This is a genomic window from Paenibacillus sp. EZ-K15, from assembly GCF_002573715.1.
Classification (GTDB): Bacteria; Bacillota; Bacilli; order Paenibacillales; family Paenibacillaceae; genus Paenibacillus_AQ.
In genome coordinates this window covers 85,993-101,631 of the sequence record NZ_PDHM01000016.1, presented here as the reverse complement: position 1 = coordinate 101,631, position 15,639 = coordinate 85,993, and the positions used below count along the sequence as shown (strand labels likewise).

14 protein-coding genes are annotated in these 15,639 nt (G+C 48.0%); all 14 read right to left on the bottom strand.

Annotated elements, in window-relative coordinates; genetic code table 11:
* Positions 1-133: 133 nt before the first annotated feature.
* Positions 134-775, bottom strand: a complete 642-nt coding sequence (locus CRG97_RS13070) for a response regulator (RefSeq protein ID WP_098743363.1) — start codon at positions 773-775, stop codon at positions 134-136.
* The gene (locus tag CRG97_RS13065) at positions 772-2,472 is read right to left on the bottom strand and encodes a GAF domain-containing sensor histidine kinase (RefSeq protein ID WP_202618916.1); all 1,701 of its coding nucleotides are present in this window, start codon (positions 2,470-2,472) and stop codon (positions 772-774) included. The genes CRG97_RS13070 and CRG97_RS13065 overlap by 4 nt, the downstream gene beginning before the upstream one ends.
* Positions 2,473-2,542: 70 nt before the next feature.
* Complete coding sequence (locus tag CRG97_RS13060) at positions 2,543-2,974, bottom strand: GNAT family N-acetyltransferase (RefSeq protein ID WP_098743360.1); 432 nt, start codon at positions 2,972-2,974, stop codon at positions 2,543-2,545.
* Between the two features lie 152 nt (positions 2,975-3,126).
* Positions 3,127-4,215 (bottom strand): copper resistance D family protein, encoded by a 1,089-nt coding sequence (locus tag CRG97_RS13055; RefSeq protein ID WP_098743357.1) that lies wholly within the window; start codon positions 4,213-4,215, stop codon positions 3,127-3,129.
* On the bottom strand, positions 4,216-4,857 hold the full coding sequence (locus CRG97_RS13050) for a copper resistance CopC family protein (RefSeq protein ID WP_098743354.1): 642 nt from the start codon (positions 4,855-4,857) through the stop codon (positions 4,216-4,218).
* A gap of 173 nt (positions 4,858-5,030) precedes the next feature.
* Positions 5,031-6,158 carry a glycoside hydrolase family 88 protein gene (locus tag CRG97_RS13045; RefSeq protein ID WP_098743351.1) on the bottom strand — a complete coding sequence of 376 codons (1,128 nt, stop codon included), beginning with the start codon at positions 6,156-6,158 and terminating at the stop codon, positions 5,031-5,033.
* 15 nt (positions 6,159-6,173) lie between these two features.
* Positions 6,174-7,055, bottom strand: a complete 882-nt coding sequence (locus tag CRG97_RS13040) for a carbohydrate ABC transporter permease (protein ID WP_098743349.1) — start codon at positions 7,053-7,055, stop codon at positions 6,174-6,176.
* Positions 7,056-7,069: 14 nt separating this feature from the next.
* Entirely contained in the window at positions 7,070-8,029 is a 960-nt protein-coding gene (locus CRG97_RS13035; RefSeq protein ID WP_076321223.1) for an ABC transporter permease, read from the bottom strand.
* 82 nt (positions 8,030-8,111) lie between these two features.
* Positions 8,112-9,743 carry a type 2 periplasmic-binding domain-containing protein gene (locus tag CRG97_RS13030; RefSeq protein WP_098743346.1) on the bottom strand — a complete coding sequence of 544 codons (1,632 nt, stop codon included), beginning with the start codon at positions 9,741-9,743 and terminating at the stop codon, positions 8,112-8,114.
* A 141-nt stretch (positions 9,744-9,884) separates the two neighbouring features.
* Positions 9,885-12,218 carry an AraC family transcriptional regulator gene (locus CRG97_RS13025; protein WP_098743344.1) on the bottom strand — a complete coding sequence of 778 codons (2,334 nt, stop codon included), beginning with the start codon at positions 12,216-12,218 and terminating at the stop codon, positions 9,885-9,887.
* Positions 12,219-12,420: 202 nt separating this feature from the next.
* Positions 12,421-13,170 carry an SDR family NAD(P)-dependent oxidoreductase gene (locus tag CRG97_RS13020; protein ID WP_098743341.1) on the bottom strand — a complete coding sequence of 250 codons (750 nt, stop codon included), beginning with the start codon at positions 13,168-13,170 and terminating at the stop codon, positions 12,421-12,423.
* Positions 13,171-13,237: 67 nt separating this feature from the next.
* A complete protein-coding gene (locus CRG97_RS13015; protein ID WP_098743339.1) occupies positions 13,238-13,654 on the bottom strand; it encodes a DUF2500 domain-containing protein in 417 nt (138 codons plus the stop codon).
* Positions 13,655-13,877: 223 nt separating this feature from the next.
* A complete protein-coding gene (locus CRG97_RS13010; protein ID WP_076321218.1) occupies positions 13,878-14,060 on the bottom strand; it encodes a hypothetical protein in 183 nt (60 codons plus the stop codon).
* A 196-nt stretch (positions 14,061-14,256) separates the two neighbouring features.
* Positions 14,257-15,549, bottom strand: coding sequence for a YCF48-related protein (locus CRG97_RS13005; RefSeq protein ID WP_098743337.1), 1,293 nt, complete (start codon positions 15,547-15,549; stop codon positions 14,257-14,259).
* Positions 15,550-15,639: the final 90 nt, after the last annotated feature.

The following is a 15,639-nucleotide window of genomic DNA, read 5'->3' as shown; positions in this document are numbered from 1 at the left end:
GTACTTCCTGCTTCCCTGTAGTTCCATTTAAACCCAATTCCAGACCGGTTACGTCCAGCTCTGGTCTAAATCAGCCCTACAAAAAAGGCCTTATCCGAAGATAAGACCTGTCACTACGACCATAGTCTGATGTTTATATGTCGAACCAATGGTTCCTTATCGCGTACAGCGCTGCCTGGGTGCGATCCTGTACCTCCATTTTTCCCAGAATATGCGTGATATGCGTCTTTACCGTTTTCTCGGCAATATGTAGTTCTGCGGCGATTTCTTTGTTACTCCTTCCGAGCGTAATCTGTTCAAGAACATGCTGCTCACGGATAGTCAGAATATCGATTCCTTTGACAACCTCGGTATCTGTCGCCACATGAGCAATTAATTGGTTTGTTACCTGAGGATGAAGCATGCGGTTTCCGTTTACAGCAGCAATGATGGTTTCGACCAACACTTTAGGCTCGATATCCTTCAGTTGATATCCAATCGCTCCCGCTTTAATCGCCGGCAGAACCGAATCCCGGTCGGCAAAACTGGTGAGAATGATGACTTTCATATGAGGAAACTTGCTTGTGATTCGCTTTGTGGCTTCAACTCCGTCCATCTCCGGCATCTTCAGATCCATCAGTACCACATCAGGCTGCAGCTTTTCTACCTTATCCAGAGCCTCTAGCCCGTTCAGGGCTTGATCTACGATTTCGATCATGGGCTGTGTCTGCAGGAAATAACGCAACCCCCTTAATACGACAAGATGATCATCAACGATGAGAACTTTAATCTTCATTGATCCACAACCTCTTCCTTTGTCCACAACGGTATCATGATCGTCAGCATCGTCCCCGTACCTTCCTCACTGCTAATGCTTAATGTTCCTTGTACCTCAGAAGCTCTTTCCTTCATGCTGGTAAGCCCAAATGAGCGGGGACACTGCTCAGGCGATCCGGGGTTGAATCCACGGCCTTGATCCGATATTTTCATATATAGATAGGAGCCGTCCTGTTCCATTCGAATCCAGGCTCGATTCGTTCCCGCGTGTTTGCTGATATTGTTTAATGCCTCCTGCGCAATTCGATACAGGGTCTCTTCCACCCGGTTCGTCAAAACAGGGATTTCCTTCATGAGAAACGTCAGCTGTATGCCAAGTTTCTCGGCATAGTCCTTCAGCGAAGCCAATATCCCTTTGGCATCTCCGGAAGGTCGGAGCTGCCATATTAACGTCCGCATTTCGGTGAGCGTTTCTTGAGCCAGCTGTCCAATATCATGTATAGCCCCAGCCGTATGCGTGTTCTCATGTATGGTCGTCTCACGAACGCCTTGGGCAAGCAATGAAAGAGAGAACAGCTTTTGATTGACGGAATCATGAAGATCCCGTGCCAAACGGTTCCTCTCTTCAACCAACAATAAATCCTGCCACTCGTAATATAAACAAATCTTTTCAATCGCCAGTGAAATATGCTCAGCCAGCACCTCTAAGATTTCAACCTCCAGTTCACTGAAGGGGCCTCTCTCCCGGCCAATGAGGAGCACCCCCATCGTCTCATAGGTTTGAAAAATACGTTCAAGATGCTTTAATGGTATTGCTGCCGTATACGTATGGGGCTGAACGCCCGGGAGCACCCGGAGAAGGCCTTCCTGAACCACCACGTTCTGTTCCTCATATGCACGTTGTACGATTCCTGACTTTCGCGCGGACTTTTTGGAAGCCTTACGCACCAGCTCCTTGCCGCTCTGCGTCTGCCCATTCTGATGGACCGTACGAAGATACAAGCTGTCATCGTCAGACGTAATCATGGCAACGCACGGCCAGTCAAATGAATGAGCAAGCTGCTCCACGATCGCCACAAGCATTCTCTTCATATCGTTAATTTTCCAAAGATATCTGGTTACTTTGCTTGCCTTGGCATAATAATCGACGATGAAGCGGGCGATGCTGTCCACCGCCTGTTTCTCCTTTTGCTCGGACAGTTTTGTCCGCTCGATCGCAGTTCCAATCTGATAAGCAACGGATTGTAACAACGCAAGTTCTCCCTCGCTAAAATGCGCTTTGCCCGGCGAACCCACATTCAGAAGTCCCAGCCGTTTACCTTGAACCGTAAGGGGAATCGTGGCGTGATGGGTCAGATTTCGAGTTTCTCCCCAGCACTGCTCTTTGGCATTATGCAGACGTTCACATTCAATAATCGTAACCGGTTCATTTAAAGTTCCTGCCCAATACATGCGAAGGCATAGACAGTCTCCGCATCGCATCGGTTTTTGATTATCCCATGACAAAGCAGGAGGAAGGTTGACATCAGCCATCTTGGTATAGTCAGGTTGATCCTCGACCAGAAAAAGCCATCCTGTCTCAAGCTGGGTTAAATCCAACAGTTTTTCAAGTGTCGTCTGCAGCATTTGCTTCATATCGTTGCTCTGATTCAAATTTTCCGCTATCGTCTTCAGAATGAGCAATTCTTCAACGTATTGGTCTTTATCACATAACATGAGGCTCACCTCCAATCCCATACCGAACAATGGAAATATTCCTGGTTAGCATTATACCTCAGGCAACATTTTACCCCAGCTCTTTCTCCAGAAGCACTTCTTCCTCCCGCTTATAACCTGATTTCTCATATACTCCGATGGCCCCATGATTATCATGACCCGTAAGCACCTTTACGGTCTTAACCCCACGCGCAATCAATTGTTCTTCCAGGAAAGCGATCAGCAAGCCCGCCAGCCCCTGCCTTCTCGCCCGCTCCTGAATGTACATTTCCGTAATCTCACCGATCAGCTCCCGATAACAGAAAGATTGAAAGGACTGAGCACAGGCAAATCCTACGGCTTCATCGCCCATATAAGCTATGGCTACAATTTCACCCGATTGCTTTAATCGGTCTTCAACATCCGCAAGCGGCATTTGCACTTCATTAAACTCCCAGTTCAACCGGACCAGGACGGATGCATCCGAATGCGATGCTAAGCGAATTTGTCTCTCATTGTTCATATAACTTCCCCCATTTGAAGTGTTAGTGTATGTAAAAGCTATAATCTATTTACTCCCCAGTATACCATCCTTATCCAGTTCCAACTTCCTCATTCAACAATAAAAAAGATCCCGCTGCATAAACAGCAAGGACCTTGTAAATTTAAACCATATTAAACGGCGGTAACCGAGAACATCAGACCGCAATAGATCAACACAACTCCGCCTAAGCCGCTTAACAGTCCGACGGCAGCTGCCCGGTTTCTGCGAAATACGTTCACGACATTCCACAGAAGAGCAAGACCGAGACACAGACTAAGAATTCCAATCCAGCTCCACGTAAATGCCAGTTCACCAATCGTAAACCCGGGATGGAACCAAACAAAGGTTGCAGCAGGACCATAGGAGGCCAATGTATCGATCACCTCATGCGGAGCCGGCTGCTGGTTCATATATCCGGTGACGATATAGATCAACCAGATCAGAATTCCTTCACTTCTTGCCCATGCCGCTGGACGATAACCAGAATCCCGGCGCAGCTTGCGCTTTACGAGATAACCATTAACAAAGGCAAACACCAACAGAGGCAGAATAAGAATATGCTTAACCAGCAGAGCTTGCCCATAGGACAGCGTCCAGCTGTTTATGGGCTCCGGCGTCACCGCCGTCATCAGGAACAGACCCGATCCGATCACAACGATGACGCAGGCGACCGCTAATGGATGAAACCATCTGAGAAATGCGCTCCAGCGCTCCTGATCCGCACTGAACCATCCTGTAAGCAGCAACGTCCCCGTCCATATTGACATCGCGGTAAAATGGCCGAAGAATGCAAGCTGTCCAACGCCATCGAACAGGGATGCCGCATGGTTAAACGAGGACATGGCCACCGCAATGCCCAGCAAGGCAATGGGCATAAGCCAGCGTAATACAGAACCGGGTTTCCGGCGAACGATTATGGTCAGAATCGCCAATAGGATCGATAGAACCAGAATCCAGGCGTAACGCTCGCCCTCGCTGAACTTGAACATGATGCTGTTAAAGGACTTCCAGAACCCGATATCATCCTTGAAGAACATGATGATTTGCAGCAGCGGCACAAATCCGAATACGATGATGGCTGCTGCTGCCACTGGGCCAAGCCAGGCCGGAACTGAAATTTCCGGCTTATATGATTTCGGTACCAAGGATAGTACCGTGATGCCTGCTAGCATGGCATAGGCTAAATATAGAAACGGCTCACCTAACCAATAGTAAGACATTTATTTTTTCTTCCGTGATGCTCTAATTCCAAAGTATCCTGCAACAACTGCTACAATCACGATGACGACGATCCACACGGTTGACCCACTGCCTGCCGATTGTTCGGTATCGGTAGCAGAAGTGTTGTCTGCCTGCTGATTCTGGTCAGCCGTCTGATCCGTGTTGTCCGCAGCGGTGTTATCTGCTGGTGCTGTTTCATCCTGTGTATTTCCTGTATCCGCAGGCGTTTCTTCAGTACCTGCTGGTGTCTCCGGGGTAACTTCCGCTTCCGGGGCATCTACCTCGAAGGCGTATGTTCCATCCACGGGATGTCCATCGCCGCCCACGATTTTCCATTCGACCGTATAGGAGCCGGATGGAAGCGGTGCAGCCAGCGCTCCCAGCATGGTATTCTGGTTGATCTTGACCTCCGCTACTTCAACCGATTCGCCTTGCGCATTCTTAATCTTGAGCGTGCTCAAGTTTTCATCGATATTTTCATTAAATGACAGACTTACTTCCTGCACGCTTTCCGTCAGCTTGGTATCTGCCGCGGGCGTACTGGTTTCCAGCTTGGAATGGGCCCACGTTGCAGTCGGGAACACCAGTATTAGCAGCAGACCCAAGGTCAGCAAGACTGAAGCTTTCACATGTTTCAACACACATATCTCCTCCAAACCATTTATCTCAAATTTGAATCTTCCTCATCATAACAAAGACATTCTGACAATGCTAATGAGTATATTGTGAACAATGATCCTCTGATATTTCACACAAAAAAGGGAGTGCCGCATAGCGCGCGGCATCCCCAATATGTTTCACAGATTCAATTATACTAACCTCTCTCATACCAATAGCCGGGTATCCCTTTGGTCAATCGCAGCAAGGCTTCGAGGTAATAGTAATCGCCCCAGATCATATAATCATCAGGCCCCGCACCGCCTCTGACGTAATAGGAACCATGCTTGATCAAGCCCTCCTCACCCTCCTCACCGATGGTAGAATATCGGTTTACCAGAGATATCATCGACTTCTCAACGGCTTCTGTCAATAGCCCTTTATTGTCATCTTCTCCGTCCAGATGCTCCAATATCTCCAGCATGCCGCACGCCGCAATGGCGGAAGCGGAGCTATCGCGAGGCGTACCCTCTTCAATCGGAATGTCAAAATCCCAATACGCAACATGATCCTCTGGCAGGTATTCGATAAAGAAACGGGCAGCACGTAAAGCCGTATCCAAATATTTCGGATCACGGGTATAGCGGTATGAGAGCGCAAATCCGTAGATGGCCCATGCCTGGCCGCGCGTCCATGTTGAGCCGTCATGATATCCTTGATGCGTTCCTCCTCGGATGGGCGTTCCATCTGTCGGATTGAAGTAAAAGGTATGATACGACGAATCATCCCCCCGCATTAAGTAGCGTCGACTCTTGTCCGCGTGCGCCACGGCCACGCGCTTGTATCGCTCATTCCCCGTCTGATCATAGGCCCAGTACAGCAGCGGTATGTTCATCATGCAATCGATGATAATACGACCGCCGTTCTTCTCGTCGCCCTCCCGGCCCCAGGCCTGAATATACTGTCCCTCTTCCCGCCAGCGCAGCATCAGATGATCCGCAGCTTTCAAAGCGAGCTGTTTACCCTCTTCATGTTCATCCACGATCCACGCTGCCAAGGCAGAGGGCAGATACAGAAATCCGATATCGTGATGATCCAGATGTCGCTTCTCCTCAAGACGCAGCTTATAATCCTCCAATTGGGCTATTGCCGTTTCCTTAAACAGCGGGTCCTTCGTATATTCATAGCACAGCCAGATCATTCCGGTATAGAATCCCTCAATCCAGTCATTGCTTTCTCCCCACTCGTAACGCTTCTCTTCCGTAATATGAGGAAACTTCATCGGGAATTGTTCAATATTCCTCTTTGTTTTTTCTACCGCATCCATAATGGCTTGCTCCCACATAAGTCAACTACCTCCTTATTCTTTTATGGCTCCGATCATGACGCCTTTCACGAAATATTTCTGCAAAAATGGATATAGAAACAAAATCGGCAGCGTAGCCACCATAATCGTTGCATACTTAATCGTTTCGCCAACCGGCATCCGGTCTCCCCCGCCTACCGAGGTCATCATGCTGCTGGTATCGTTCTGGATCAGAATTTCGCGCAGGATCAGCTGCAGCGGAAACAGGTCCCGATCCCTTAAATAGATGAGGGCATCAAACCATTTATTCCAGTGCCATACCCCGTAAAAGAGCACCATTACCGCAATGACCGGCAGCGATAGCGGGATGATGATCCGAAACAAAATGGTCCAGTCGCTGGCTCCGTCGATCCGAGCGGATTCCTCGAGCGCATCCGGTACCCCTTGAAATGCCGTTCGCATGATAATCAAGTTCCATGTCGTCATGGCGCTTGGAATAATCAAAGCCCAGTACGTATCAATCAGACCCATATTTTTCACGAGCAGGTATTTCGGGATGAGCCCCCCGTCGAAAAACATCGTCATGACGATCAGCATCATAATGGTGCTCTTCCACATCACGTTTTTCCTGGATAAGCCATAGGCTCCGAGAGCCGTCATCAGAATGTTCAGCGTCGTGCCGACCACCACATAAAATATGGTGTTCATGTAACTACGGATGATATTGGGGTTCTCAAATACCATTCGATAAGAATCAAGCGAGAAGCCCTTGGGCCACAGCAGGATACCCCGGTGCTGAACGAATTCGGCCGGTGTACTGATTGAAGCGAACAATACGTAGAGAAACGGGTATAACGTGACGATCGATAGCAAGCACAAGAGAATGACATTCGCAGAATCAAACAGGACTTCACTGACAGATTTTGAAGTTCGCATGAGATGCCCCCTTTCTACCACAGCTTCGTGTCGGTAAACCGCTTGCTGAGATAATTGGCTCCAATGAGCAGCATAAAGTTAATTAGGGAATTAAACATGCCGACAGCAGCACTATAGCTGTAACTCGCTTCCAGTATCCCCTTGCGGTAGACATAGGTACCGATAACATCCGCCGTCTCATAGATAACCGGATTGTACATGATCAGGATCTTCTCATCCTGCAGCGCCATAAAGGAACCAATCCGCAAGATGAGCAGTATGATGACCGTTGGCAAAATGCCGGGCAGCGTAATTTGAAGCATCTGCTTCCAGCGGCCGGCACCGTCCACTTTAGCCGCTTCATAAAGGGATGGATCGATATTGGAAATGGCCGCGAGGTAAATGATAGATCCCCATCCAATCCCTTGCCAGATGGCAGATGAGGTATATATGGTGCGGAACCATTCCGGCAGCCGCATGAACGAAATCGGCTTACCGCCGAAGTAGGTGATGATGTGATTGATCAGCCCGTCTACCGACAAAAAATCCACCAGCATCCCGACAACCACGACAACGGATATGAAATGGGGAATATACGTAATGGATTGTACCGTCCGCTTAAATATACGATGCCGCACCTCGTTCAGCATTAACGCCAGCACAATGGAGGCGGGAAAAACAAATATGAGATCGTACGCACCCAGGATGATGGTATTGGAAACCACCCGTTCAAAGAAAAATCCGTTAAAGAAATCGCTGAAGTGTTGAAATCCAACCCACGGGCTATTCCATATGCCGAGCCCTGCCGAGAAGTTTTTGAACGCAATTTGCAGGCCATATAAAGGTCCGTAGTGAAACACGGCATAAAACGCCACCACCGGCAGCAGCATCAGGTAGATTGTGGAATTTCGGCGAAAGTCCTTCGCAACTCTTGTGCTGAAGCTCTCTGGCTTGCTCTGTAACGTAACGTGGTTTGTCTCTTCCTTAAGCTGCACCCTATGCCCTCCTCTGACAAAAAAATCATTCACAGTTAGAGGGAGAATCCTGAAGTCTTCTCCCTCTTCATGCACCTACAATTTAACGGCTGTTGAACCGGTCCAGCGCGGCTTGCTGAATCTGAAGCGCTTCCTCAATGCCCATACCTTGAACCGTTTGGACAAATTGATCAAACCCGCTGATCGGCTCCACGCCCATAATGAATTTGTTGACCATCTCTTCGTAGTACGTATTAATATCGTTCATGATCGAGGCATAACGCGTGCTTTCCTCAGCCGTTGGTGAAATAATCGGCATCAAACGGTCATTCTCAGCCTTCATCCAAGTCTCAATGGCAGCTTTTTGCTGGGGAAGCGCGGAATACTGCTCGATGTAACGGCGATCCTGGACAAAAGGTCCCGAATAACTGGCCAGATTGTATTTCGACAACGCTTGGGTGATCGATAGGCCATCCGGATTTTTCATCACTTCATCTGTGTAAGTCGGGTATCCATCCTTCATATCGTAGCTGACTCCCTCGACCCCAAAATTAAACAGCATATGCCCTTCCTCACCGTATTTATAGTCAAGCCATTTCACCGTCTCCGCTGGAAACTTGTTCGCTTTTGTAATGGCCGCGCCAAATCCGTTGAATGGCGAATCCTTCTGTCCGAGGATTGGAGTGTCCCCCTTTTTCAATACAACATTCGGAGCACCTACCAGATTTACGTTCGGATTACTTTTTAGCATGAGCTCAGAATAGCGGCCGAGGCTGCTGCCCATGTAACCGGAGAAGGCGCCCACTTGATTGTTGGTCACTTTGGCGTCTTTTAGCGTAGCGTCCGTTGCCGCGTAATCCTGATCAATGAGACCTTCGGCGTACCATTTGCTCATCGTCTCCAAATATGATTTGAATTCCGGTTGGATGGGACCATACTTCACCTTCCCGTCCACCTGATAAAAACCTGTCGTAATTCCCCACGCGCCGACAAACGCATGATTGATTGCCGTCATATCCATATCAAGCAGGAGTGGGATTTCATCCGCCTGCCCGTTTCCATTGGGATCCTTGGTTTTGAATGCCTTTAATACTTCATACCATTCATCTATCGTCTCCGGCACGGATAACTTTAGCTGATCAAGCCAATCCTGGCGGATAATAAGGCCATTAAAGGTCAGCAAATACTCGTCCCCGCGGATAAACGGAAATACGTAAATGTTGCCTCCGTCTGTCGTAATCAGCTTTTTGTATTCCGGATGCTCGTTCAACAATTTCGATACATTTGGAGCATGCTCTTCAATCAGCTCATTCAGGCGAATAATCGAACCGTCCGAAATTGCTTTATCCGGTCCTCCTGATACGTTAGCCCATCCGTACTCCACAACATCCGGCAAATTGCCTGACGAGACCATGATATTGAAGGCGTCTGCCTCCTGACCCGCCGGTGGATGCTGGAACTTCACTTTGGTGCCCGTCGTTTTCTCCAATTCCTGATATGCGGCAATTCCGTTCATATCCTGCATTGTTGCTGAAGCGTTTCCATTTAGCGATACCCAATAGGTAAGCTGCCCAGGATATCCCGTTTCACCGCCAGCAGCCACGCCTGTTCCTTCCTTACCTTTTTCGCCGGTAGGCTCCACGGCCCCCGAGCCTTTTCCGCTGCATCCGGCAATCATAGCCACAATCAGCATAAAGATCGCAAGTCTCGCAACACGTTTCCGGTTTGTTTTCAAATCACGACGCCTCCCTTTTTTCCTAATGAATGATCATCCGATAAGACTAGGCTTAGGTGATTCCAACCAGCCCTGCCCCAAATATTAATGCTGAAACGCTTACATCGTATACCGTACAGTTTCAACATGCATAAACAGGGATTAAGAATTGAGATGATCATTTCTTAAGGTCGATGATAGGGAATGCAGGGTATCCTTGTATTTTCCCGGGGTGATCCCTTCGTATTTCTTAAATACCCGGATAAAACCGACGTCACTGGTATAACCGACGGACCGGGCAATGTGCGAAATCGTATTTTTAGCATCCCGCATCATTTCCTTGGAGCGTTCGATCCGAATCTTGGCCAGGTAATCCGTGAGATTGGTGCCGCTGTTTTTCTTGAAGAAAGCCGACAGATACGGCGGTGTAATATCGAATTGCTCGGCAATGGAAGCCAAACTGATCATGGCATCGTCGTGGTGAACCGTAATGTAACTCTTGATCTTCTCAAGCAGCAGCGAAGAGGAATCGCCCCTTTGATCTTTTACGTAGAGACAAACCTTGCCGATCATCCATTTCACTTCCCGGTAGAGCTCCTCTACCGTACTCCCCTCCGTAATTTCCTCAAGCGATTTGCCTGACTCGCCGAATATATCCTCGTACTTCAAATTCAAAGCATTCAGCAGCTTAAACATGGTGCTGAGCAGGTTAGCGAACATGAGTCTGCCGAGCTCAGGCGAGATGGATTGTCCGTTGAAGTTATTGTGGTACAGACACTGGATGATATCCTGCGCCTTATCCGTATCCCCGCTTTTCATCGCGTTAATGAGCTGGATTTCCGTCTCAATGGGAAAATCATAATACACCCCCGTTTTTTGTTTCATTTCTTCGTACAATAAAATCGGTTTATACGCAGTAAAAATGGAATATTCCAAAGCCTTCAAGCTTTCGGTGTAGCCGCTCGCCAAGCATCCAAGACCTGTACGGATATCGCTGATCCCGATCGTTATTTCGGATTTAAAGCGCTGTTCAAGCACCTGCTTCACTTGCTCTGCCCAATCGTACAGCTGGCCTGCCTTGTCATGCAGCGGCTCTGGCATGTTTAGAATAATCGCAACCAGGTTCTTCTCCAGCTCCACGGAATATGCGGTAAAGGGATGAATTTCTTCCGCCACCTTCCCGGTGACAAAACGGATCAGGGCCCATTCTCTTTCCCGCTCATTATGTATGAACCCACTGGCATCCCTCAACTCGATCAAGGCAACGGCAAAACTGGAATGCGGGAACGAGATCCCCATGAAATCCAGAGCATGATCGGACATATCCGCCGTATCCACGTTTCCCTTCAATAAACGCTGCAAAAAGTTGGACCGAATCACTGGGGTTTGCCTGGATAATTGCTCTTTCATCTCCGTCTGCTTACCGAAGGAATCAGCCATCGTCGATTTGATAAAATCATATTCGTTTCGTACCTTCCCCTCCTTAGCCGGATGGGATTGCCGGATGAAGCGGATGATGTCGCGCAAAGGGAAATACGCGCGGTAGGTCATGAAGGCACAGGCCGCAATCCCAGCGACAAGACAGATGGCCATAACGCCAACGGCCATTCGTTTGACCATATTGACCTTTTCCATAAACGCTTTTTCCGGTACGGCCGATACGTACTCCCACCCGCTCCTCGCAGATCTTGTCGATACTGTCAACACACGCGGATGATCCGCGGTTTTACCCATATTGCGAACCTCGGATTCACCGGCACTAAGAATCACTTGGCCGCTGGCATCCTTGATGTAAATGGTTCCGTGGTTTGTTTTCACAATCTCATCAAGCAATCCTGCGATCTGCCTCTCCTCAATCAGCATAACAAGCGCGCCTTTGGGATTGGCCTTCTCTCCAAATGGAAGCGTTTGCATATATGTGAGCATACGTTTCTGATTTAATCCTTTGCCAACTTCGGTCACGGGCAAATACCGGTTAAAGTGGATGCCGTGCAGAATATCTGCTTGATACTGTTGATAGGTTAATTTTTCATATCCGTAAATATCGGAAAACAAGACACTGGACGTTGTCTTTAAGGTGGGACTGAGAACCGTATCGCTCTCCCGTAGATATACATAAAAATCGGTGATAAAACTGCTGCTGTTGCGGTATCGCTGCATCTCCTGCATGAAAGTATAGTAATTGTAGTTCTCGGTTCCATTTTGAGGGGATTTTGCCTTTAGCAGCCCATCCAGTCGCGGATGTGAAGTGATGTTCCGGGAAATCAGATGCATTTCATCCAATCGGCTGTCCACCACCTGCTTCGCCTGCTCAATCAGTGCCATGTTGGAGTTGTTGGCATTTTCGATCATAATCCGCTCGATTTGCGTATACAGTCCCCAGAACACGATGACCGGGATTAGCAGTATCACAAGATAGGACATGAGCAGCGTAACGAACACGGACACTCGATTGGAACGTTCATTTTTTGCACTGGTTGTCGTCAATTTCCCCATACCCTCATTCCTTCCCATTCTTTAGATGTGACTTTTTTCGTACTTACATTAATTACATCATACTGTTTTTATTTATCATGAACAGGTTTTCTTCAAAAATGTTAATGCATCACGAATTTGTATCATATGGTAGACTCCGGCCCCATGACCATCAAGAAAAAGAGCGCCTTCCATGGGAAGACGCTCTTCATATTCAGATGAACTAAGGCTCATATATCATTCTCCGGGTCATGCCGCCATCCACAACCAGATGGGCCCCCGTCACGAAATCATTGTCCGGATCGGTAAAATAGAAGCAGGCTTTGACGATATCAGCTGGGATCCCTACCCGCCCGGCTGGGTGCTGTTTATGGTCATCTGAACGGAGCTCATCGTAGTTTCCAGTTTCAATCCAGCCAGGACTTATACAATTCACCCGAATCCCATCTGGTCCGAGGCTGACAGCCATGGCATGGCTCAACGCGACAATGGCTCCTTTGGAAGCTGCATAAGCCTCCGAATTCGGCTCGGACATAATCGAACGCGTGGATGACATATTGACGACAGCCCCGCCACTTCCAGCCTTTTTCATATGTACCGCCGCTTCACGCGTAGCCAAAAAACAGCTTCGGGCATTCGTGTTGATCACATCGTCCCAGTCTTCAACCGTAAGCTCATATGGCGATTTCCAACGGGAGACCCCGGCATTATTAATCAAAATATCGATGGTGCCTGCATATTGGACGGCTTGGTTCATCAGGCGTTTAATATCTTCTTCCTTCCTCACATCGCAAGGGACGAAGATAGCGTTCAATCCTTGTTCTTTCAAGGCGTTTGCCGCCAGGTTGCCCTGTTCTTCATGAACATCGCTTAATATCACTCGAGCTCCGCTTAGAGCGTAAGCCTCTGCCACTCCGCGGCCAATCCCATTGGCAGAGCCCGTGATTACAACCGTTTTATCCTGAAATTTCATATGCTGTCCCTCCTTCTCCTTCATATATACCACAAGAGAAGGCGGATATAAAAATCAAATCCGTCTCTTATTTCGAATGATCATAACCTCGAACCACGTTAAGACGCGCTCTAGGGTGCCTAACGAACCCGTAATACCGGGTTCCCTGAAAACGCAGCAATCCCTCGTCTCCTTCTGCGCACATGCCGAATTCCTCCCCATTTACAACAAACTCCATGCGGTCTCCGCTCTCTACTTCAAATGTCAGATAATAGGTGGTACGAGTACGGCTCGACATCGTATCATCTGTCTGCTGCGTGTGTTTCACTTCCGTTCGCTTGCTCACAATCTTGGAATCGACCGATAGCAAAGGCTGTCGGTTATTCTGACTCCATTGCAAGATTCCCTTACCGGCCGACAGCAAAATGATCCCGATGACGACGATGAAAAACACGGGCATAACGCTGCCGAAAAAATCGAACATCCACACTGACCCCGATCCCATACGGCTTCCCCCTCCACCTTGTCTTGAAATATGTATATGCTTTAATTCGGACAATTTAACTCATACCTTATGGAAAGTTTGATTGAAATTTTAAGAACTTGTCCCTTTCTGGGAGCACCAAAAAAGCTGATGTCTGCATTTTGCCAGTCATCAGCTTCTTCCCGGGACTAGAACGTCCTGTTTCATTCATTCTCTTTATTGTCTTCATTGTCTTCATGTCCATTCAATCGTAAGCCAATCTCATCCATTTCATCGTTTCTTCTTGTCCTGTCATTTCATGCTCCTGCGGTGTCATTTCCTGCTCATTCCAGCAGGCCAGACACTGCTCCTCGGTGTCGCATAAACAAGCATCATCACAATGGTAGCAAAGGCGGAGGAAATTTATCGTCATTTGATCGGTATGCATGAGGATCGTCCCCTTCTAAACAATTTGGAGTATCTGATTACACCTTTATAGTAGCATACATGGAGGTTATTGTTTGTGATTTATTTCACAATATATACCGAAAAAAAGCTTTATCCGAACTGATGATCACATTCGATAAAGCTTTTTCAATCTGCTTTTTTATCGGCATATTCAGGTCATATATTCTCGTTGAAAACTATAGACCCTGCCAGGTTGCCCCGCCGTCACTGCTCTTCATCAGACGCGATCGATTCTTGTCCGATGTTTCAATCAGCATCCAACCGACATCAGAAGATGTAAACTGCAGTTTTACCACGTTCGGATATTTGGCAAGATTATCGTTCAGCAGCTTACTCCTCGGAAATGGCTTCCAGGTCTTTCCCATATCATTCGTATGATAAACAATACCGTTCACCATTCTCCACCCATCATGAAGCCGCCGGAAAACAGGCTGAATAGACCCCTGACCGGTATCACCCGAAATGGGGAATGATACCAGATTCCATGATTTCCCCGTGTCAGCAGTAAAGTAACCCAAATAGCTCGCCTGGTCATCCTTCACGCAGGTAATCGGTATATAAAGCTCACTTCCACTACTGCCTCTGCCCAGAAACTTGGGGGCACCTGCAAAGACCGAACCGCACCGATCCAGCAGTTTGCTCTTGAATATCTGTCCGGAGGACTTCCACTTCTGACCTCCATCACGGGTAATATACAATTTGGAGGATTGCATTTCACGGATGGTCGCAAATCCGACAAGCGAATCCGTGAAGGTTAAGCCAATAATGGACCCTGTTCGCGGGATCACGCTGCCGGGAACACGAGATGTAGGATACTCTGTATTCTGCATGACCTCTTCCCATAATCCGCCATTATTGCTGGTTCGAAATAGCGACTTCTCCTCAGAGCCCCGGGAAAGGTCGCCTTTCGCCATAATCCATCCCTGCTGAGATGAAACGAAGGACATGGCCGTGACGATACCTGTCTCCGGCAGCGAAGAAAGCTTCCAGGAGTCTCCTCCATCCGTCGTATTGAGCAGGATCGTTTCAGCTGATCTCTGCTTGTTGCGTATAATCCAACCATGTTTCTTATCCGTGAACACGATGTCTTTCCCATACTCCAGTTTATCAACGAACTGTACATTGGAGGATGGAGAGATATCAACCCACGTTTCGCCATAATCCTGCGTCTGGTAAAGGCGCAGCTCCGTGTTCGTTATCCCCCAAGCAATCCCCGTTGACTCATTTATGAGTTGGAAATCCGTCAACCGTGTATGTATCTGATATTTACTTTTTTCCTCGGGCGCTTTCATCGCCGTATCCGGCGTTACTAGTGTAATGGTCTGACCTTCTTCTTCTTCAACCGATTCAGGAGGGTCTTCTAATGTAGAAGTTTGCTGTTGTTTTATCGGTTCTGAGGTACAGGCTGCTAACATCAATGCCATCATCATTAGCATACTGAGCCAGAATATAAAACGACTTGATTTCAAGAATTCTTCCTCCTCTTATTTCGATGTCATGCTGCAAGTCTGCTTTTTCGACATTATAACATATTCCGTCCAACGGATATGTAAAGAAGT